We start from the raw sequence: 17,940 nt of genomic DNA, 5'->3' as shown, positions 1-17,940 counted from the left end.
CCGACGGCGATCCGGGGGGCTCTGCGGTGCCGACGGAACATCAAGGGCCGGACCAGGACACCGACGCCCGACACGCGAGCGACACGGACGAGTCCGACGCGTTGAACTTGTTCGACACGCCTGCGGAGCCGGCATCGGATCGCCGTGAGGTGACCACCCGCGAGCTGCCCAGCCGCACCGACCCGATCGTCGCACCGGGCAGCATGGTGATCGGTGGCCCGATCGGCCTGCACGCGGTTGTCGGCCGCAGCCGCACCTGGACCCCGGTTCGGGTGCTGATGCTGATCGCGCTGGTGTTCCTGGCACTCGGTTGGTACGCCAAAGCCGGCTGCCTGCAACAGGCCCCCGATGCCGAGACCGGGGTCATGGGCCTGGACTGGGACAACCATCGGCAATACACCGCAATGTGTTATGCCGACACGATTCCGCTGTACAGCGCCGAGCGGCTCGATGTGGGCGCGTTCCCGTACAAATCGTCCTGGTATGAGGACGACGGGACGGGCGGGCAGCAGCAGCGGTTCATGGAGTACCCGGTCCTGACCGGAATGTTCATGTACGCGGCGGCGCAGACCGCGCACGGCTGGGAATGGGCGCATGAGAACTGGGGCGTCCCGGCGGCATTGGATGTCGTCCTGTTCTTCAATCTGGTCGCGCTGGGTCTGGCCCTGTGCTGGTTGGTGACCATCTGGGCGACGGCCCTGACCGCTTCGCGACGGGTGTGGGCGGCGGCGCTGGCCGCGGCCTCACCGCTGGTGATCGTGCACATCTTCACCAACTTCGATGCCATCGCCATCGCAGCGCTCTCGGTGGCCATGCTCGCGTGGTCGCGTCGAAACCCTTGGCTCACCGGCATTTTCCTGGGTATCGGCATGTCGGCCAAGCTGTATCCGGCGTTGTTGCTGATCCCGTTGCTGGTGCTGTGTCTGCGTGCGGGCAAGGTGCGCGACTTCCTGGTGACCGCGGCGCTGACGGCCGCTACCTGGCTGCTGATCAACCTGCCGATCATGGTCACCCATTTCCGCGGCTGGACCGAGTTCTTCCGGTACAACTCGGATCGGGGCACCGACCCCGACACCCTGTTCAACGTCATCTCCGCGATCACCGGTTACCAGTGGGGCAATCAGCCGGGCCAGCCACCGACGCTGCTCAACGCCATCAGCATGGGATTGTTCATCCTGGTCGCCCTGGTGGTGGTGTTCATCGGGTTCCAGGCCCCGATGCGCCCGCGCCTGGCACAGTTGATGTTCCTGACCGTGGCCGGATTCCTGCTCGTGAACAAGGTGTGGAGTCCGCAGTACTCCCTGTGGTTGGTGCCGCTGGCGGTGCTGGCACTGCCGCACACCCGAATCTTGTTGTCCTGGATGTTGATCGACGCTCTGGTCTGGGTGCCCCGGATGATGTGGTACCTGTACAAGGAAACCGACGACGGGCTGCCCGAACAGTGGTTCCTGTCGGCGGTGGTGATCCGCGACGTTGCCGTGCTCGCGCTCTGCGCGATGGTGATCTGGCAGATCTATCACCCCACCTCCGACCTCGTCCGACGTGGCCGCGGGTGGCGCAGCATCGTCGTCGACGATCCCGGTGGCGGTGTTCTGGACCGAGCCGAAGACCGGATGCCGTGGCCGCGCCGGTCGACCAAAGCTGCACTCCGGGACAGTGATCAGCCCACCGAGGCGTTCGAGGTCGGTTCGCGGGCCTGACCGCGACGACGTCATCGCCGGACGCGCTGCTCCAGGACCTTCTTCGCCGTCGGCCAATCCTCGTCGGTCATCGCGTATTGGGCCGTGGTGCGCCACAACGACGGTCGCGGTCCGTTCGAGGTCTCCTCGGTGGGTCCGGGCAGTGGGCGGTGTTTGCGGAGGAGTCCCTCGAACGTCGCGCCCAGCTTGGTGATCCCGGCCCGCGACTGGGCATTTCGTTCGTCTGTATGCCAGATGACCCGTACTGCACCGAGCTGTTCGAAGGCGCGGTGCAGCAACAGGAGTTTGGCGTCCGGGTTGACCGTGGTGCCCTGTACTGCGGTCGAATACCAGGTGTGGCCGATGGCCACCGTCCAGCTCGCCGGATCGATGTCGTAGTAGCTGGTGGATCCGACGATCCGATCGGAGTCGCGGTCGATCACGGCGAACGCCACCCGATCCGGGGTGTCGAGTGCGGTCTGGATGTACCGAACAGCGCTGTCCGCGTCGGTCGGAACCGTGGTCCATCGGTAGGCGTCCGGGCGATCGACCGCCGCGGACAGCTCGGGGGCGTCGGACAATTCCAACGGGCGCAGGGTGACCCGGGCTCCGGTCAGGACAGGCGCGGTGAACCAGCTCATGCCGGAACGGTAGTCTCCGGGACCTTCTCGGGTGAAGCGGTTTTCGGCGGTACCCGCAGGGGTGCCCCGACGAAGTGATAGATGAGGATCAGCAGACACAGCGCATGCGACCAGACGCCGAGCTGGACGCCGCCCATCACCCACCAGGTCATGTCGTCACCGCGGGTCAGGATGCCGAACATCCGGAAGATGGTGAGATCGAGTGCGACGTCGCCGATCAGATATGCCGCGATGATCCGCCAGTCGACGGCGAGCAGCACGAAGAAGGGCAGGATCCACAACGTGTACTGCGGTGAGTGCACTTTGTGGAAGAGCATGAAGGCGGCCAGCATCGCAGCGCTGGTCCCGATCCACGGGAAGACGTTGCCCCGCTGCCAATGCCGGACACCGAACCAGACCGCCGCGGCCATGCCGACGATGATCAACAGCGGTGAGGCCACCCCGACGAGCGAGTTGTAGAGACTGTCCGGGTCATGGGGTCCGTCGCCGGTGAGATGCCGAAGGCCCCAGTACCAGATGGAGTTGGTGTCGACGTCGGCCTTGCGTTTGCCCTGGAACGACAGGGAGGCCTTCCAGCCTTCGAAACCCGCGACCATGAACGGCAACTGGACGGCGACGACCGTTGCGATCGCGATCCCGACCACACCGCCGGCGCCCTTCCAGTCCAGATCGGATTTCGAGGCCCGCGCCCCGCGAGCGGCGCGGGTCAGGACGAAGATGGCCAGCGGCAGGACGAACAGGCCCGGATAGATCTTGAGACAGAACCCGATCGACAGGACAAACGACGTCCAGAAGGCGCTGGTCCGCAGCGACAACCACGGCAATCCGGTGCGGGGGTTGATGCGGGCGCCGAAGATCATGATCGCCACCGCGACCACGGTCGTCGCGACGACCGGCAGCTCCCAGTTGTGGAACGCATAGAGAATCAGTGCGGGTGTTGCGGCCCACAGCAGGACCCACCACCGCGCCAGCAGGGCCAGCAGGATGACGATCAGGACACCGAACGGTGCGATCAGCAGAGCCGACTGGAAGAGGAAGTCGCTGTCGGTGTGGGCGCCGCTGGCGCCGAGGTACATCAACAGACCCGAGAGCACCGGGTACTCGACCACGCCGCCGTACAACACGCCGTTCTCGGTGATGCCGCCGTGGATGAACGGGAACACGTGGTTGTTGATGTCGCGGCCGATCCAGAGGAACTGCAGGTCCGAGTAACACGGCATCAGGATCTCGCCGGTCCCGACGGGCCAGTGGGCGCTGCGGCCGGACGCGTCGAACGGTGCTCCGCCGCAGGTGGCCTTGCCCAGATAGCCGAGCCACATGAACAGCGAACTGATCACCAGCGAGATCAGCAGGATCAAAACCAGTTCGCCGCGACCGGAACTCAGGCGCAGGCGCCAGGACGGTTTTTCGGAGGTCGTCAGCTCCCACGTTGAAGGGACCGGCGGCGAAGGCATGGGCTACAGGGTAGGAGATGGGGTGTCGCGTGGCCGTTGCCACCCATGGGGGCGGTCAGGATTTCGCTGGTCAGGGTCATCTGGGGTACCCTGGCTCGGTTGCCGACGCAGGCGACCCTCCTGCCACGGAACGTCCGTGGCCTACCTAGTCCATAGGAGGTGATGAGGTCTTATGCGTCATTACGAATTGATGGTCATCCTTGACCCCAACCTGGATGAGCGAACTGTTGCTCCTTCGTTGGATACTTTCCTCAATGTGATTCGCCAGGATGGCGGAAATGTTGCGGGCGTCGATGTCTGGGGCAAGCGTCGTCTTGCTTACGAAATCCTCAAGCACACCGAGGGTATCTACGCAGTCGTCGATCTGAACGCGGAACCGGCCACGGTCACCGAGCTCGATCGTCAGCTCAAGCTGAACGAATCGGTGCTTCGCACCAAGGTGATGCGCGTGGACGAGAAGGCCAAGGTGCGACGGGCGAAGATTGCTGCCAAGTTCGCTGCCAAGGCTGCGGCCAAGCCGCCGAAGGTAGCCAAGTAGCTACCCGGTGTTCTCGGAGAACCAAAGGCTCTCCGCGAACGTCCTAGTGCGTGTCGGTGCCGAGTTCTAGGCTTCCTCTCAGGCAGGGGGCCTCGCTCGGTGCACATCGACCCCAAACCACTGCGCAACCGCAACTGATCTCGGGAGATACACATGGCTGGCGATACCGTCATCACCGTCGTTGGAAACCTGACAGCCGATCCGGAACTACGGTTCACACCGTCCGGTGCCGCTGTCGCGAACTTCACCGTGGCTTCGACGCCGCGGACGTTTGACCGGCAGACCAATGACTGGAAAGACGGCGAAGCGCTGTTCATGCGGTGCAACATTTGGCGCGATGCCGCGGAAAATGTTGCCGAGTCTCTCACCAAGGGTTCGCGGGTGATCGTGTCCGGCCGGCTCAAGCAGCGGTCGTACGAAACCCGTGAGGGCGAGAAGCGGACGATAGTGGAACTAGAGGTCGACGAGATCGGTCCCTCACTTCGCTACGCCACCGCAAAGGTCAATCGGGCCTCACGCGGCGGCGGAACAGGCGGAGGTGGCGGCAACTTCGGGTCCGGCGGCGGCGGTGGAAACCGTGGCGGCGGCGGAGGTAACTCGAGTGCAGCTGCATCGAACGACGATCCGTGGGGCAGTGCTCCCGCGAGCGGATCGTTTGGTGGCGGGGACGACGAACCACCGTTCTGACGAACATTTCCAGACACCGATCGGGATGAAACCCGAACCGTCTGAACATTTTTTGGAGTAAGTACACATGGCTGGAAAAGCTAAAGGCGGACGGAAGGTCCGTGGCGCAGAAAAGGTTGTCAAGGCCAAGGCCTGCACCTTCTGCAAAGAGAAGAACCTACTGATCGACTACAAGGACACCGCGCTGCTGCGTCGTTTCCTGTCGGACCGTGGCAAGATCCGCTCGCGTCGGGTCACCGGTAACTGCGTCCAGCACCAGCGTGACGTGGCCATCGCGGTGAAGAACTCGCGTGAAGTTGCCTTGCTGCCCTTCACTTCGACCTCTCGATAAGCGGAAAGGACCAAGAATATGAAACTGATCCTCACCGCAGAGGTTGAGAACCTGGGCACGCCCGGCGACACCGTCGAGGTCAAGGATGGCTACGGCCGTAACTTCCTGCTCCCGCGTGGACTGGCGATTGTTGCCACCAAGGGCGCAGAGAAGCAGGTCGAAGGCATCCGTCGTTCACGGGCTGCCCGCGAAGTCCGTGGCGTCGAACACGCCAACGAGATCAAGCAGGCCATCGAAGGACTCTCCGAGGTCAAGCTGGGCGTCAAGACCCACGACTCCGGCAAGCTGTTCGGTTCGGTGACCGCCAACGATGTCGTCGGCGCCATCAAGACCGCCGGTGGACCCTCGCTCGACAAGCGGAGCATCAACCTGCCCAAGGGGCACATCAAGGCCACCGGTAAGTACCCGGTGGTGGTCAGCCTTCACAACGACATCGTTGCGAAGTTCGACCTGACCGTGGCTGCTGCCGAGTAGTCAGCTTCTGTCTACGACAAACCCCCGGCCCTTTGGGTCGGGGGTTTGTTGTATGCGGGGTACCGCGGCTGGGAGATCAGACGGTGCAGAGCGGGCGGATCTCGTTCGAGCCACCGGCGGTCGGGGAGGTGAGGATCAGGCAGGCGTTGTAGCCGTCGTCCTCGGCGACCTTACGGATCTCCTTCCAGCCCTCGGCGCTGATGTTCGGTTCCCGGGACAGGACGAAGGCCGACGTGCGCGACGGGTTGCCGACAAACGCCCACGAGTAGTCGTCGGCGATGTGGGAGACCACGTAGTTGGTCGGTCCGCTCTTGGACTCCTGCGTCGGGACGCCCGGGAAGCTGACATGCAGTTGCGCGCCGGTGACGGTGTCGTTGACGCGGGCGTTGCCGAGGATCCGGTTGTCCCCGCCCGTCCAGGTGATGCAGGTGTTCTCGACCCGGATGTTCGCTGCGTCGATCTGCTGATAGTTGGCCTTGGTGTCGCGGGCGCAGATGAGATTGAACGGCTGCGGCAGGGCGGCGACCTGGTTCCAGGTCCCGAGGTAACGATTCGTGTCGAGTTTGGCCACGGGCTTCAACGGCGGCGGGGCAGAGCTGATGTCGGCGGAGGCCGGTGCGGCGAAGGCCAGGGCGAATCCCACCGCCAGGGCACCGGTCACGAGTTGGGTGATGCGACGAGTCGAGAACGTCATGGTGGTCGTCTCCTACTTCGGTTGCGTTGATGACACAGGTTGTGGACACGCTTGTGTATCCACATTGCCGGGCCACCAGATTCGGGGCCCGATCAGACTGAAGAGCGCCGGGATGACCACGGTGCGGACGAGGAAGGTATCGAGCAGGATGCCGATGCCGACGATGATGCCGAGCTGGGTCAGGGTGATCAGCGGGAGGATGCCGAGCACACAGAAGACGGCAGCCAAAACGATTCCGGCGCTTGTGATCACAGCTCCGGTGGAGGCCACGGCGCGGATGATGGCGTCGCGGGTTCCGTGTCCGGGGGTTTCCTCGCGGGCTCGGATCACCAGGAACATCGTGTAGTCGATGCCGAGCGCGACCAGGAAGAGGAACGAGTACAGCGGCACGTTGTCGTCGAGGGCTCCGAAGCCGAAGACGTGCTCACTGATCAAGCTGCCCAGTCCGATGGCGGCGACGGTGCTCAGCACCGTGGTGGCCACCAGGACCACCGGCGCCACGAGTGCTCGCAGGAACACGATGAGGATGACGAACACCACCGCCAGGATCAGCGGAATGATCAGGAAGCGGTCGCTTTCCGCGGCGTTGCGGGTGTCGAGTGCCTGCGCGTCCGAGCCGCCGACCAGGGCGTCGGAGCCGGGGATGTCGCCGGTCGCCGTGCGCAGATCGTCGATGATGTCGAAGGCCTGCTGAGAGGCCGGGTCCGCGTCGATCACCACCGACCACTTGGTCCATCCGGTGTCGGACTGTCCTGCTTCGGTCGCCGACTCGACACCCTCGGTGCCGTCCAGGGCTTTTTGAACCTGCGGTGCGGTATCGGTTTTCGCGACGACCGTCGTCGGGTCTGCTTCGCCGGCCGGGAAGTGTTGCGCCAGAACGTCGAAACCCTCGACGGAGTCGGCGCTGACCCGGAACTGTTCGGTCTGTGACAGGCCGATCTGGGTTCCGACCAAGCCTAGTGAACAGGCGATGAGCACGGTCAGCGCGATCGACAGAACGCGCACCGGATGACGGGAGACGCCGCCGGCGATTCGGAACCACAGACCACCTTCGGTCGGGATCGGATCCCCGACCTTCGGGATGAACGGCCAGAACAGCCGAGTTCCGCAGAGCGCCAACAGCGGTGGCAGAACCAGGAGCGCGAACAGCACGGCGACCACCAGGCCGGCGGCGGCCAGGGCGCCGAGACTGCGGGTGCTCGGCAGGGCTGCGAAGAGCAGGGTCAGCAGGGCCAGCACCACCGTGGCGTTGGATGCCAGGATTGCCGGGCCGGCGTGCCGCACGGCCTGGCGCAGCGCCAACCGGTGATCGGATTCGGTGCGGAGTTCCTCGCGGTATCGGGAGATCAACAGCAGGGCGTAGTTGGTACCGGCACCGAAGACGAGCACGCTGGTGATCCCGGCAGTGGAACCGTCGAACGACAGGCCGGTGAGTTCGGCCAATCCGGTGCCGATCGAGTTGGCGACGCGATCGGCGAACGCCACGACGATCAGCGGGATCAACCACAGGATCGGCGAGCGGTAGGTCACGATGAGCAGAATCGCGACGACCAGGGCGGTCACGGCGAGCAGGGTGATGTTGGCGCCGGAGAACGCGTTCGCGGTATCCGCGCCGAACGCCGGCCCCCCGGTGACATAGGTCTTCAGGTCGGTGGGCAGGCCGTCGTCGGCGGCGCTGCGGAGGTCATCGACGAGGTCGGTGAGTTTGAAGCCGCTCAGATCGGTGTTCACCGGCACGATCGAGATCGCGGCCACGCCGTCCGGCGATGTGACGACCGGTGGGCCGGGCGGGGTGTCGGCAGGTACCGATCGGTCGACGGCAAGCATGCGCTGGTGTGCCGCGGCCACGGCTTCCTGATCCGCAGGGGTGAGCGCAGCGCCGTCCGCGCGCACGGTCACCAGTACCGCGGGGGCGACGTTGGAGTCGGGGAACTCCTCCAGAATGTCTTTGACCTGCGCCGAATCGGCGGAGCTCGGTAGCGAGGTGGGGGCCTCTTCGGCCGAATCATTGCCGCCGATCAACCCCATCGCGGCGCCCGCGAGTATCAGTATGACCAATGCGACCACCCACGACCGCCGACCCGTCACGAGATCGGCGAAGCGGTCCCAACGGGTGCCAGAATGGATGGACTTGTCGATAGTCGCCATTGCAAAACCGTCTCATATGTTCAACTATTGAGCAACTAAAGTATCTCGGATCGAGATGCTTTGACCGGAAGAAGGAACCCTGTGTCCGAGCAACCGCCATCTGTGGACCCGCGCGCTGCGCTGGAATCCCAGATGTCCTCTGACCTGCGGCTGCTCAACGCCGCATCGGATCGGATCACGAGGGTTTTCGCGGGGCAGAACGATCTGAGCGCCAACGACTTCCGGGCACTGCTGCACGTGATGGTCGCCGACGCCGAAGGTGAGCCGCTGACCGCGGGCGCCCTGGGCAAGCGGATGCAGGTGTCCGGGGGTGCGGTGACGCATCTGGTCGAGAGGATGATCGCGACCCGACACATCCGGCGCGCATCGCATGAGCGTGATCGCCGGAAGGTGATGCTTCATTACGACGACCACGGCATGGCCGTTGCGCGGGAATTCTTTGCGCCACTCGGCCGCCACATGCGCGATGCGTTCGCAGACTTGCCCGACGACGATCTCGAGGCCGCGCACCGGGTGTTCACCGCGATGGTCGGCGCCATGCAGGCCTATCAAGAAGAGCTCGGCGACCCGAAATAGGCGACCGCGGTTGAGGTTCGAGAATCTGGCGTCAGCCTTGGTCGGCGGGTGGGAACCGAGGATCGGCGTTCTTGTCATGGCGGTTGTCCCCTGCGGGATAGACGAACTTGAACCAGGTCTGGGTAACGGTGAACGCCCGTGGGCCGGCGGCGCAGGTGACGCCGTCGGGGCTCACGGCGCAGGTTGATCCGTCGACGGTGATCGACTGGCCGATGTCGAGGAGTGGTGCGCGGAACCAACCCCGTGGGGTCGTTCGGTACCCGGTGTCGGCCGGAACCCAATACGGACCGTTTTGTCCGCCGGAGATGGCCACCCCGACGGTGCCTGGCGGTGCGGTCCTGGGATGGCCGCTGCAGCCGTTGAAGCCGTATCCGGGGCCCAGCGCGCACGTGCGACCTCCGGGCGTGACAAAGAAAGTGCGCCCGTTGTCGGCGTGGTCGGGGGAGCGGTAGGGAGATGGGTCGATCGCCGCATATCCGGATAGGTCGGGCATCTGTTGATGGTTCGGCGATGGTGCGGCCGGCGCCGTCGCGCCCGTTGTCAGCAGCGCCGCCACGGCGGTACCCACGATGATCGTCCCGACCAACTTCCGCACGAACGCCTCCCCCGAATGGTCCCCGTCACATCATTGCACCTGAATTGGCATCATCACGTGGACTCCCGGAGATGAGCATCAAAAAGGATCGCGAAGATCACTTTTGACAGCTCGCAAAGTAAGTCGCGTGTTTGCGGCGTGAAAGCCTGCGCGCCACCCGGGATTCATCATGAGCTAAACCGAACACGCCCGAAATCGGACATCTTGGGACACGCCGCCAGAACGCTATCCACAGTAACTAAAAGTCTTGAACAGCCTCTGAGCTGCGATGATCGCAAATGTGATCTCAGTTATCCACAAGTTCCCCACAGGGCGCTAACAAGATGGGTCGCCTGGTGCACAGATGGTTAACAGGGTGATCCACAGGTGCATTTGGCCGGATCGGCACCACCCCTTAGTGTCTGCCGGAGTGTGTCGATTCGGGTTGGCTCCGGCATGGCAGATCGGAGATGTCGGACAGGCCTGCGAGACTTGAACCGAACAAACTATCGAAGGGGTGGCGTCTTGGCCGTCGTTGATGATCGCGGGCATGCTGAACCTCAGGATCAGGCCCCACCGAGCGAGGATTTCGGTCGTCAACCCCCTCAAGACATGGCTGCAGAACAGTCGGTTCTGGGCGGCATGATGCTCTCGAAGGACGCCATCGCCGACGTTCTCGAGAAGCTGCGCCCCGGCGACTTCTACAAGCCCGCGCATCAGTCTGTGTACGACGCCATTCTGGATCTCTACGGCAAGGGCGAACCTGCCGACGCCGTCACCGTGGCGGGCCAGCTGGACCGCATGGGTGAGCTGCGCCGGGTCGGTGGTGCTCCCTATCTACACACGCTGATCTCTACCGTTCCGACCGCTGCCAATGCCGGCTACTACGCCGAGATCGTTGCCGAGAAGTCGATTCTGCGCCGTCTCGTCGAGGCGGGTACCCGCATCGTGCAGTTCGGTTACGGCGCCGACGGCCAGGACGTTGCCGAAGTCGTCGACCGCGCGCAGGCCGAGATCTACGAGGTCACCGAGCGTCGCACCACCGAAGACTATGTGCCGTTGGAAGAGCTGCTGCAGCCGACGATGGACGAGATCGACTCCATCGCCTCGGCCGGCGGAATGTCCAAGGGCGTGCCGACTGGCTTCCACGATCTCGACGAACTCACCAACGGACTTCATCCCGGCCAGATGATCATCGTCGCGGCGCGACCCGGTGTCGGTAAATCGACCCTTGCCATGGACTTCCTGCGGTCGTGCTCGATCAAGCACGGCAAAGCCAGTGCCATGTTCTCCCTGGAAATGAGCAAAACCGAGATCGTCATGCGGTTGCTCTCCGCCGAGGCCAAGATCAAGCTCGGCGACATGCGCGCCGGACGGATGAGCGATGACGACTGGACACGGCTCGCTCGCCGGATGGGTGAGATCTCCGAGGCGCCACTGTTCATCGACGACTCGCCCAACCTGACGATGATGGAAATCCGCGCCAAGGCTCGGCGGATGAAGCAGAAGCACGACCTCAAGCTTGTGGTGATCGACTACATGCAGCTGATGTCGTCGGGTAAGAAAGTCGAATCCCGCCAGCAGGAAGTCTCCGAATTCTCGCGAAGCATCAAGCTTTTGGCGAAGGAGATCGAAGTTCCGGTGGTCGCGATCAGCCAGCTGAACCGTGGTCCCGAGCAACGTACCGACAAGCGTCCCCAGGTCTCCGACCTTCGTGAATCGGGATCGCTGGAGCAGGACGCCGACATGGTCATCCTGCTGCACCGCCCCGACGCCTTCGAACGCGACGACCCACGTGCCGGCGAAGCAGACATCATTGTCGGCAAACACCGTAACGGTCCGACCGCCACGATCACCGTTGCGCACCAACTACATTTGAGCAAGTTCGTGGACATGGCCCGCGGCTGATCGTTGCCGCGATCGGCATTGCGGATTCGCGGTTGGATTTCGCTTGCGGAACATGTTGCGGAGATGAACAGTGAGCCTTCACCAGTGGCATCCGAATCCCGATCGGAAATCGAGCAAGGGTTTCTGGCTCAAATTCGCGCTGTCGATGTCGATGATTCTGGCAGTGCTGATACTCGTGGCAGTGATTGCGTAGTCATTGCTTCTCTGGTCTCGAAACATGAACCAGGCGATGACCGACGCGGCGATCCAGCGGTACTACACCGATCAGTTCGATGAAGGTGCCCGCCTGACCACCAGATCAGGCCAGAGTGCACTTGAGTTCATCCGGGTGCAGGAGATCATCGGCGCGCGGATCGCCCCCAACTCGCGGATCCTCGACGTTCGGGCCGCTCTACCACCTCCATGACCGTTCCGATCGACTCACCGCATTGCGGGAGGCTGCCCGCGTAACCGTGTCTGGAGGGCAGCGGGCACTTCCATACCGCCGCTGAACTCGAGCGCGAATTACTCGAGGCGGAACTCGTCGACGTCGAAGTACACGCAATTGAAGGGGCCGCCGGACTCGCACTTGAACAGATGCCCACCGGCGACAGGGAACTCCTCGAGGCCGCACTGACCATCGCGCGGCGCACCGGTCACCTCCCCGGTGTTCGTGATATCAGCAACCACACCATCGCAATTGGGAGCGTGTCGTAAACGCAGCGGTCACGATTTGTGGACGACTGCCGGTGTGCCCGCATGCACCGATCTGCGTTGAGCACGAATCGAATTCATTCTCCGACGACGTTGAGTTCCGTCCTGGTGTCGTAGTCGGTGCGAGCGCCGGCGACCTCGTTCTGGTGCTGTTCGGTCCATCGCACCAAGGACTGAATGGTGTCGAGCAGGGTCACGCCCAGTGGCGTGAGCGCGTACTCGACCCGAGGGGGCACGACGGGGTACACGGTTCGGCGAACGAGGCCGTCGCGCTCCAGTTGGCGCAGGGTCCGAGTCAGCATGCGCTGGCTGATCCCGCCGATCTCGCGGCTCAGTTCGGTGAAACGCAGGGTGCGTCGCTCGAGTAGCGAGATGGCCAGCAGCGACCACTTGTCCGCGATGCGGTCGAGTATCTGGCGGACTTCGCAATCCTCCCGGGTGTCCCATTGCCGGGCGCCGTAGTCATCTTCGGTATCCCCGCAGTAACCGGGGATCTTTGAAGTGCCTTCTTCCATGGTCAGCAATGGTGCCTGAAGATGAGGTCAGTTACAAGAAGTAACTGTATGGCCCAAAGGGAACTGTCTCGATTCACCCAGGCCTCCGCTGCTTCATCCACAAAGGAGTTGCCGATCATGACCCCATCACAGGCTTCGATCCCCGGTGACCGCCCCGGTCGCCTCGGCTGGCGCACCCGGGGCGTGCTGTTCGTGCTCTGCGGTGCGATCTTCCTGGAAGGGATCGACGTGGCCATGCTGAACGTGGCGTTGCCGTCGATCCGGGCCGATCTCGGGCTGTCCACCGGTGAACTGCAGTGGGTCATGAGCGCCTACGTGCTGGGGTACGGCGGTTTCATGCTTTTGGGAGGGCGCGCAGCCGACCTCTTCGGGCGACGGCAGATGTTCCTGGTCCCCCTTGTGGTGTTCCTTCTCTTCTCCGGCCTGGGTGGTCTGGCCACCGAAGGGTGGATGCTCATCGTCGCCCGGTTCGTGACCGGCGTTGCTGCCGCGTTCATGACCCCCGCCGGGCTTTCCATCGTCACGACGAGCTTCGCCGAAGGTCCCCAGCGCAACAAGGCCCTCCTGATCTACTCGGGAACGGCATCAGGGGGCTTTTCCCTCGGGTTGGTCATCGGCGGCCTTCTCGCGGCGGTCGACTGGCGGTTGGTGTTCTTCGTCCCGGTAGCCGTGTCGCTGGTGATCCTGCTCGCGGCTTTCCCGCTCGTGCCGAAGTCCCCGCGCCCGGACCGCAAGGGTCAAAGCGTCGACGTCGCCGGGGCCGTCAGCATCGCGGGAGCGATCCTCCTGCTGGTCTTCACAGTCGAGCGGGCCACGCATGCGGAGGTGATCTGGACACTTGCCACCCTTGCGATCAGTGCCCTGTTGTTCGTCTCGTTCGTGGTGATCGAACGAAAGTCGTCGGCACCGCTGGTCCGCCTTGGCATCTTCGGATCGGGGTCGCTCGTGCGCACGAACCTTGCTGCACTGCTGTTCGCCGCAGGCTTCTTCGGGTTTCAGTTCATCGTTGTTCTGTACCTCCAGGAACTACGAGACTGGTCCACGCTGGCAACGAGTTTCGCTCTCCTGGCAGTCGGCATCGATGCGCTGTTGGCGCCGACCCTCACACCTAAGCTCGTCGATCGGTTCGGCTACCCACGGGTGGTCTTCGGTGGTCTGCTGATAGCGGTTCTCGCCTACGTCATGTTCTTACCGATCGGTATGGACTCGACCTACCTGGCGATGTTCCCGACCATGATTGTCTTGGGGCTCGCCTTCGCCCTGGTGTACGGACCTCTCACCATCGCAGCTACTGAAGGCATCAAGGAAGACGAGCAAGGTCTCGCCGGCGGACTGCTGTACACCTCGTTCCAGTTCGGAGCCGCGCTCGGCCTCTCGGCAGTCACCGTCGTATACGTCCTGGCTGCTGGTAGCGGCGGGTCGCCCGAACAAATGCTCGACGGCTACCGAGCAGCCTTGCTCGTGCCACTCGCCGCCGCCGGTCTCGCTGCCTGCATCACGGCGTTCGACCTCCGCCGCGTCGCGGTCGCCGGACCCGAGGCGGAAATCAGTCGCCGTCCCAGTTCCAAGGGTGAGCGACAAACGATCTAGAGCATCGGTGATCGGTTGCCTCGCAGCGACTTCGCGTTTCAGGTTCGGTGGGCCGTCGCTGTTGGCCGATAGGTCATTTGGCCGATGCGATCCGAGCGGCTGATTGTGATCATTGGTGTCGCAGCTATGCGGACGATGTCAGATCCGCAGCAACACAACTGGAAGGCGAAGTCGGGATGAATACGAATCTGAGTGCAGAGCAGCAGGAGTCACAGCACAAGGCCGTGGTGGTCGGGATGTACAACGACCTGAGGCAGGGCAACGGCGAAGCGGTCTTGATGGCGCTGAGTGAAGAGATCGCGTGGACGGTGCCACCGGGTTTGTCCTACGGCGGTACCTACCACGGCCGAGAAGCAGTGCTGAACAACGTCTTTTCCCGCTTCGTCACCGACTGGGAGGATTTCGAGGTTGACTGGGACGAGGTCTTCGGCGTCGGGAATGTGGTGATCGCACTCGGTCACTATGCCGGCAAGCGCCGTGAGACAGGCAAGACCATGCGTGCACGTTTTGCACACGTATGGCGATTCACCGATGGTGTGCCGGTCACTTTCGAGACCATCCCGGACACGCACACCATGGTCGCGGCGATGTCGTAGATGTGGGCAGCTCTTCTGAGAAGTGTTCTTCCGGTTGAAAATTGAGCGTCCGATAGGCCTCCGCGCCGGCACCGGTTGCGTGGACGGACCGAATGCTACTGTTCGGCGGTGCCTGAGATTCGAGTAGCAGAAGTACTTTCCGCGCTGTCTCTGACCACCGATCTCGCTGCCGGGGTCCCTTTTGAAAAAGGGCTTCGCACATGCGTGGTCGCCTCGGTGTTCGCCGACGAAGTGCTCGGTGTCGATGCGGTTACACTGCGGACCATCTTCGAGACGGCGCTGCTGCGCTCGGTCGGTTGTACCTCGTTCGCACCGGAACTCGCTGCGATCTTTGGGGACGACGTTGCCTTCCAAGCGGCGTTGAAGACGTTCGAGCCCGGCGACGAGGAGAAGTTCGCTTCCCAGTTGAGCACCCTCAGCGATCAGAACGGTATCGGTGGTTCGGGACTTGCCGCGCCTCCCGTGGAGGTCTTCCAAACAGTCGGTGTGGATGCCATGCGCAGTGGCTGCGAGGCCAGCCGCTCGTTGGGCGCCGGCCTGGGTTTGCGGTCGGAGTCAATCGAAGCCCTTGACCATGTGTACGAGCGATGGGATGGACGCGGCATCCCGGGCAGCCGCCAAGGGGAACAACTATCTCTGGCTGTGCGAGTTGTCCACCTTGCCGAACAGGCAGTTCTCGCGCATGCGGTGGGCGGGTTGCCCGCTGCGGTGAGCGAGGTCCGTCGCCGCGGTGGTGGTCACCTCGATCCCCAACTGGCCGAGGCATTTGTTGCGAATTCGCAGGTCGCGATGGCCCCTCTGGACGAGCCGGATGCGATCCAGGCGGTGCTCGACGTCGAGCTGTTACCCCACGTGACCTTTCCCTTCGGGTCACTGCCGCAGCTGTGCGCTGTGCTGGCCAGACTGGTGGACTTGAAGAGCACGTGGTTCCTCGGCCATAGCGAACATGTTGCGGCACTGGCAGAAGCTGCAGGCAGACTTGCCGGCTTCGATTCTGCGGCCGCAACCGAATTACGTTGTGCCGGACTGTTGCATGACCTCGGCCGAGTGGGGGTTTCGAGTAGCACCTGGGATCGTCCAGGTCCTCTCGGGCTGGCTGAGATGGAACGTGTTCGAATGCATCCGTATTGGACTCATCGCATCCTGGATCGTGTACCGGCACTGGCGGCAATCGCCCCGATCGCTTCAGCGCACCATGAGCGGGTAGATGGCGGCGGTTACCACCGCGGTGTTTCCTCCCTGCAACTGACATTCTCCGCCCGAATCTTGGCGGCAGCGGACAGATTTGTCGGGCTCACCGAACCGCGTCCGTACCGTGCGGCCTACACGGTCGAGGCTGCCGTGGGGATACTGATGCGGGAGGTCGAGACCGGCGGGCTGGACCGACAGGCGTGTGCGGTGGTGATCGAAGCGGCAGGTCGGCCTCGGCCTCGATCGAAACTGCCTGCGGGACTGACCGAACGAGAGGTGGAGGTGCTCTGCCTGGCCGCACGAGGGCTGAACAACCGCGAGATCGGGGAGGAGCTCGGAATTTCGGGTCGGACGGTGGGACACCATCTTTCCCACATTTACGACAAGGTCGGCCGGCGCACCCGGGCCGGTGTTGCGGTGTTCGCGATGGAACACGACTTGCTTCCGTGACCCACTGCGTGGCCGTGCGCACCCTGATGCACGCAGTGAGGCCCTGATGCCGGGACCGAAACTTCGATGACGTGGGAGCAAGCGGTCTGTGCCATCCTGGGTGTCGATAATTTGTAGGAGGTAGTCGAACTGATGACGGTCACTGCGCCAGATCCGTCCGCCGGGTACACCGATGTCAACTTTCGTTGGTACAGCGAGGTTCCTGTGGTCGTCTCGCTTCATCTGACCGGTTATCCCGCACCACCATCCATGGCGGCATCGGGCTGACGCTCACCGAGCCGGGTGTTTATGCGACGACGGTGCGACTTCCGGACGACGCATGTGTGAGTTATGGCTTCTTGGTCTTCGAATCCGTTGAAGCGCAACAAGAATTTTCGATCTACCCGGTCCTCGACAATCTCGTCTCCGACCCAGCCAATCCTGATGTGATTCGCCGTCCGTTCGGTATGCGCGGCTGGTCGTCGGTGTTGGAATTGCCGGGCGCGCGGACACACCCGGCGTGGCCGGACCCTGACCAGGATGCCACATCCGAGGGTGAATCGTCCTATGCCATACTCGAATCAGGTCGTACGCTGACGATTCTTCCTGGTGATGCGGACGGACCGCTCTTGGTGATGTTCGACGGAGATCTGTGGGCCGACGCCGACTTCGGCTATCGCAGCGCAATGACCCAGCGCAACAAGGATGCAACCGGTCCATCGCCGACTGCCATTCTCGTCAGCACACCCGACCGGCAGATACTCGACAACAGACCGTTGATGACGCAATTGTTGACGCGGGATGTACTTCCGGCACTCGAACGAGTGGGAATCAGGTGGAAGGGGATCATCGTCGCCGGACAAAGCTACGGCGGTCTGGCGGCGGCCGGCCTTCTCATCGACCTGCCCGACCTCATCGACGCTGCGATCGTCCAGTCGGGGTCTTTCTGGTTCGACGAAGAGAGCGAGACGCGCGACTATGAGCGACCGGGGACGCTGACCCGGTCACTCGAGCGTTTGTCCGGAGCCCGGACTCTCACCAATCGTGTTGTGGTACAGGTCGGAAGCCTGGAGGGTGCGATGGTCGATCAGTCGCGGTGGTTCGCGGACGCGGCGACGGCTGCCGGGGCGCAGGTGCACTTCGAAACCTATTCCGGTGGACACGATTACGCGTGGTATCGCCACGCAATCCTTGACGGGATCGATCGCCTGTGCCCATGACC

General features: G+C 63.3%; 18 protein-coding genes and 1 pseudogene. 12 read left to right on the top strand and 7 right to left on the bottom strand.

Annotated features, from left to right (window positions below; genetic code table 11):
• Window positions 1-101: 101 nt before the first annotated feature.
• Entirely contained in the window at window positions 102-1,700 is a 1,599-nt protein-coding gene (locus AC51GR_RS08945; protein ID WP_496324616.1) for a glycosyltransferase family 87 protein, read from the top strand.
• 11 nt (window positions 1,701-1,711) lie between these two features.
• Here AC51GR_RS08945 and AC51GR_RS08940 read toward each other — a convergent pair whose 3' ends face one another.
• A complete protein-coding gene (locus tag AC51GR_RS08940; RefSeq protein ID WP_496324281.1) occupies window positions 1,712-2,320 on the bottom strand; it encodes a GNAT family N-acetyltransferase in 609 nt (202 codons plus the stop codon).
• Entirely contained in the window at window positions 2,317-3,774 is a 1,458-nt protein-coding gene (locus AC51GR_RS08935) for a hypothetical protein (protein WP_496324280.1), read from the bottom strand. Before AC51GR_RS08935 ends, AC51GR_RS08940 begins: the two co-directional genes overlap by 4 nt.
• Window positions 3,775-3,946: 172 nt before the next feature.
• On the opposite strand from AC51GR_RS08935, the pseudogene rpsF reads away from it, so the two are divergent.
• The 4 genes and pseudogenes from rpsF to rplI all read left to right on the top strand — a co-directional run.
• Window positions 3,947-4,222: pseudogene (gene rpsF, locus AC51GR_RS08930) on the top strand (30S ribosomal protein S6); the annotation flags it as partial.
• Between the two features lie 243 nt (window positions 4,223-4,465).
• Window positions 4,466-4,999, top strand: a complete 534-nt coding sequence (locus AC51GR_RS08925; RefSeq protein WP_496324279.1) for a single-stranded DNA-binding protein — start codon at window positions 4,466-4,468, stop codon at window positions 4,997-4,999.
• A gap of 67 nt (window positions 5,000-5,066) precedes the next feature.
• Window positions 5,067-5,330: a 30S ribosomal protein S18 gene (rpsR, locus tag AC51GR_RS08920; protein WP_020106984.1), complete on the top strand. Its 264-nt coding sequence runs from the start codon at window positions 5,067-5,069 to the stop codon at window positions 5,328-5,330.
• Window positions 5,331-5,348: 18 nt separating this feature from the next.
• Window positions 5,349-5,804, top strand: coding sequence for a 50S ribosomal protein L9 (rplI, locus tag AC51GR_RS08915; protein ID WP_496324278.1), 456 nt, complete (start codon window positions 5,349-5,351; stop codon window positions 5,802-5,804).
• 76 nt (window positions 5,805-5,880) lie between these two features.
• On the opposite strand, the gene AC51GR_RS08910 is transcribed toward rplI, so the two are convergent.
• Together AC51GR_RS08910 and AC51GR_RS08905 are read right to left on the bottom strand one after the other, a co-directional pair.
• On the bottom strand, window positions 5,881-6,498 hold the full coding sequence (locus tag AC51GR_RS08910) for a lipocalin family protein (protein WP_496324277.1): 618 nt from the start codon (window positions 6,496-6,498) through the stop codon (window positions 5,881-5,883).
• 12 nt (window positions 6,499-6,510) lie between these two features.
• Entirely contained in the window at window positions 6,511-8,646 is a 2,136-nt protein-coding gene (locus tag AC51GR_RS08905; RefSeq protein WP_496324276.1) for an MMPL family transporter, read from the bottom strand.
• A gap of 132 nt (window positions 8,647-8,778) precedes the next feature.
• On the opposite strand from AC51GR_RS08905, the gene AC51GR_RS08900 reads away from it, so the two are divergent.
• Window positions 8,779-9,222 (top strand): MarR family winged helix-turn-helix transcriptional regulator, encoded by a 444-nt coding sequence (locus tag AC51GR_RS08900; RefSeq protein ID WP_496324275.1) that lies wholly within the window; start codon window positions 8,779-8,781, stop codon window positions 9,220-9,222.
• Window positions 9,223-9,253: 31 nt separating this feature from the next.
• Here AC51GR_RS08900 and AC51GR_RS08895 read toward each other — a convergent pair whose 3' ends face one another.
• The gene (locus AC51GR_RS08895) at window positions 9,254-9,817 is read right to left on the bottom strand and encodes a hypothetical protein (protein ID WP_496324274.1); all 564 of its coding nucleotides are present in this window, start codon (window positions 9,815-9,817) and stop codon (window positions 9,254-9,256) included.
• 504 nt (window positions 9,818-10,321) lie between these two features.
• On the opposite strand from AC51GR_RS08895, the gene dnaB reads away from it, so the two are divergent.
• Together dnaB and AC51GR_RS08885 are read left to right on the top strand one after the other, a co-directional pair.
• Window positions 10,322-11,704 (top strand): replicative DNA helicase, encoded by a 1,383-nt coding sequence (gene dnaB / locus AC51GR_RS08890; RefSeq protein ID WP_496324273.1) that lies wholly within the window; start codon window positions 10,322-10,324, stop codon window positions 11,702-11,704.
• 217 nt (window positions 11,705-11,921) lie between these two features.
• Window positions 11,922-12,110: a hypothetical protein gene (locus AC51GR_RS08885; protein WP_496324272.1), complete on the top strand. Its 189-nt coding sequence runs from the start codon at window positions 11,922-11,924 to the stop codon at window positions 12,108-12,110.
• 98 nt (window positions 12,111-12,208) lie between these two features.
• On the opposite strand, the gene AC51GR_RS08880 is transcribed toward AC51GR_RS08885, so the two are convergent.
• Together AC51GR_RS08880 and AC51GR_RS08875 are read right to left on the bottom strand one after the other, a co-directional pair.
• Window positions 12,209-12,373: a hypothetical protein gene (locus tag AC51GR_RS08880; RefSeq protein WP_496324271.1), complete on the bottom strand. Its 165-nt coding sequence runs from the start codon at window positions 12,371-12,373 to the stop codon at window positions 12,209-12,211.
• Window positions 12,374-12,474: 101 nt separating this feature from the next.
• Window positions 12,475-12,912 carry a winged helix-turn-helix transcriptional regulator gene (locus AC51GR_RS08875; RefSeq protein WP_496324270.1) on the bottom strand — a complete coding sequence of 146 codons (438 nt, stop codon included), beginning with the start codon at window positions 12,910-12,912 and terminating at the stop codon, window positions 12,475-12,477.
• Between the two features lie 117 nt (window positions 12,913-13,029).
• Here AC51GR_RS08875 and AC51GR_RS08870 point away from each other — a divergent pair, with 117 nt between their 5' ends.
• From AC51GR_RS08870 to AC51GR_RS08855, 4 genes are all read left to right on the top strand, one after another.
• Window positions 13,030-14,502: an MFS transporter gene (locus AC51GR_RS08870; RefSeq protein WP_496324269.1), complete on the top strand. Its 1,473-nt coding sequence runs from the start codon at window positions 13,030-13,032 to the stop codon at window positions 14,500-14,502.
• Window positions 14,503-14,678: 176 nt separating this feature from the next.
• Complete coding sequence (locus tag AC51GR_RS08865) at window positions 14,679-15,098, top strand: nuclear transport factor 2 family protein (RefSeq protein ID WP_496324268.1); 420 nt, start codon at window positions 14,679-14,681, stop codon at window positions 15,096-15,098.
• Window positions 15,099-15,206: 108 nt separating this feature from the next.
• A complete protein-coding gene (locus AC51GR_RS08860; protein WP_496324267.1) occupies window positions 15,207-16,739 on the top strand; it encodes an HD domain-containing phosphohydrolase in 1,533 nt (510 codons plus the stop codon).
• 323 nt (window positions 16,740-17,062) lie between these two features.
• Window positions 17,063-17,938: an alpha/beta hydrolase-fold protein gene (locus tag AC51GR_RS08855; protein ID WP_496324266.1), complete on the top strand. Its 876-nt coding sequence runs from the start codon at window positions 17,063-17,065 to the stop codon at window positions 17,936-17,938.
• Window positions 17,939-17,940 lie beyond the last annotated feature (2 nt).

It is taken from the genome of Williamsia sp. z71 (assembly GCF_059553375.1).
Note: the sequence above shows the minus strand (reverse complement) of the source record. Positions and strands in the feature narration are given on the sequence as shown.

What these genes read in the sequence shown, in the direction of transcription:
- AC51GR_RS08940 (WP_496324281.1), bottom strand. Translation starts at nt 2,320, where the DNA reads ATGAGCTGGTTCACCGCGCCTGTCCTGACCGGAGCCCGGGTCACCCTG.
- rpsR (WP_020106984.1), top strand. Translation starts at nt 5,067, where the DNA reads ATGGCTGGAAAAGCTAAAGGCGGACGGAAGGTCCGTGGCGCAGAAAAG.
- rplI (WP_496324278.1), top strand. Translation starts at nt 5,349, where the DNA reads ATGAAACTGATCCTCACCGCAGAGGTTGAGAACCTGGGCACGCCCGGC.
- AC51GR_RS08900 (WP_496324275.1), top strand. Translation starts at nt 8,779, where the DNA reads ATGTCCTCTGACCTGCGGCTGCTCAACGCCGCATCGGATCGGATCACG.
- AC51GR_RS08910 (WP_496324277.1), bottom strand. Translation starts at nt 6,498, where the DNA reads ATGACGTTCTCGACTCGTCGCATCACCCAACTCGTGACCGGTGCCCTG.
- AC51GR_RS08865 (WP_496324268.1), top strand. Translation starts at nt 14,679, where the DNA reads ATGAATACGAATCTGAGTGCAGAGCAGCAGGAGTCACAGCACAAGGCC.
- AC51GR_RS08935 (WP_496324280.1), bottom strand. Translation starts at nt 3,774, where the DNA reads ATGCCTTCGCCGCCGGTCCCTTCAACGTGGGAGCTGACGACCTCCGAA.
- AC51GR_RS08925 (WP_496324279.1), top strand. Translation starts at nt 4,466, where the DNA reads ATGGCTGGCGATACCGTCATCACCGTCGTTGGAAACCTGACAGCCGAT.
- AC51GR_RS08905 (WP_496324276.1), bottom strand. Translation starts at nt 8,646, where the DNA reads ATGGCGACTATCGACAAGTCCATCCATTCTGGCACCCGTTGGGACCGC.
- AC51GR_RS08885 (WP_496324272.1), top strand. Translation starts at nt 11,922, where the DNA reads ATGAACCAGGCGATGACCGACGCGGCGATCCAGCGGTACTACACCGAT.
- AC51GR_RS08870 (WP_496324269.1), top strand. Translation starts at nt 13,030, where the DNA reads ATGACCCCATCACAGGCTTCGATCCCCGGTGACCGCCCCGGTCGCCTC.
- AC51GR_RS08875 (WP_496324270.1), bottom strand. Translation starts at nt 12,912, where the DNA reads ATGGAAGAAGGCACTTCAAAGATCCCCGGTTACTGCGGGGATACCGAA.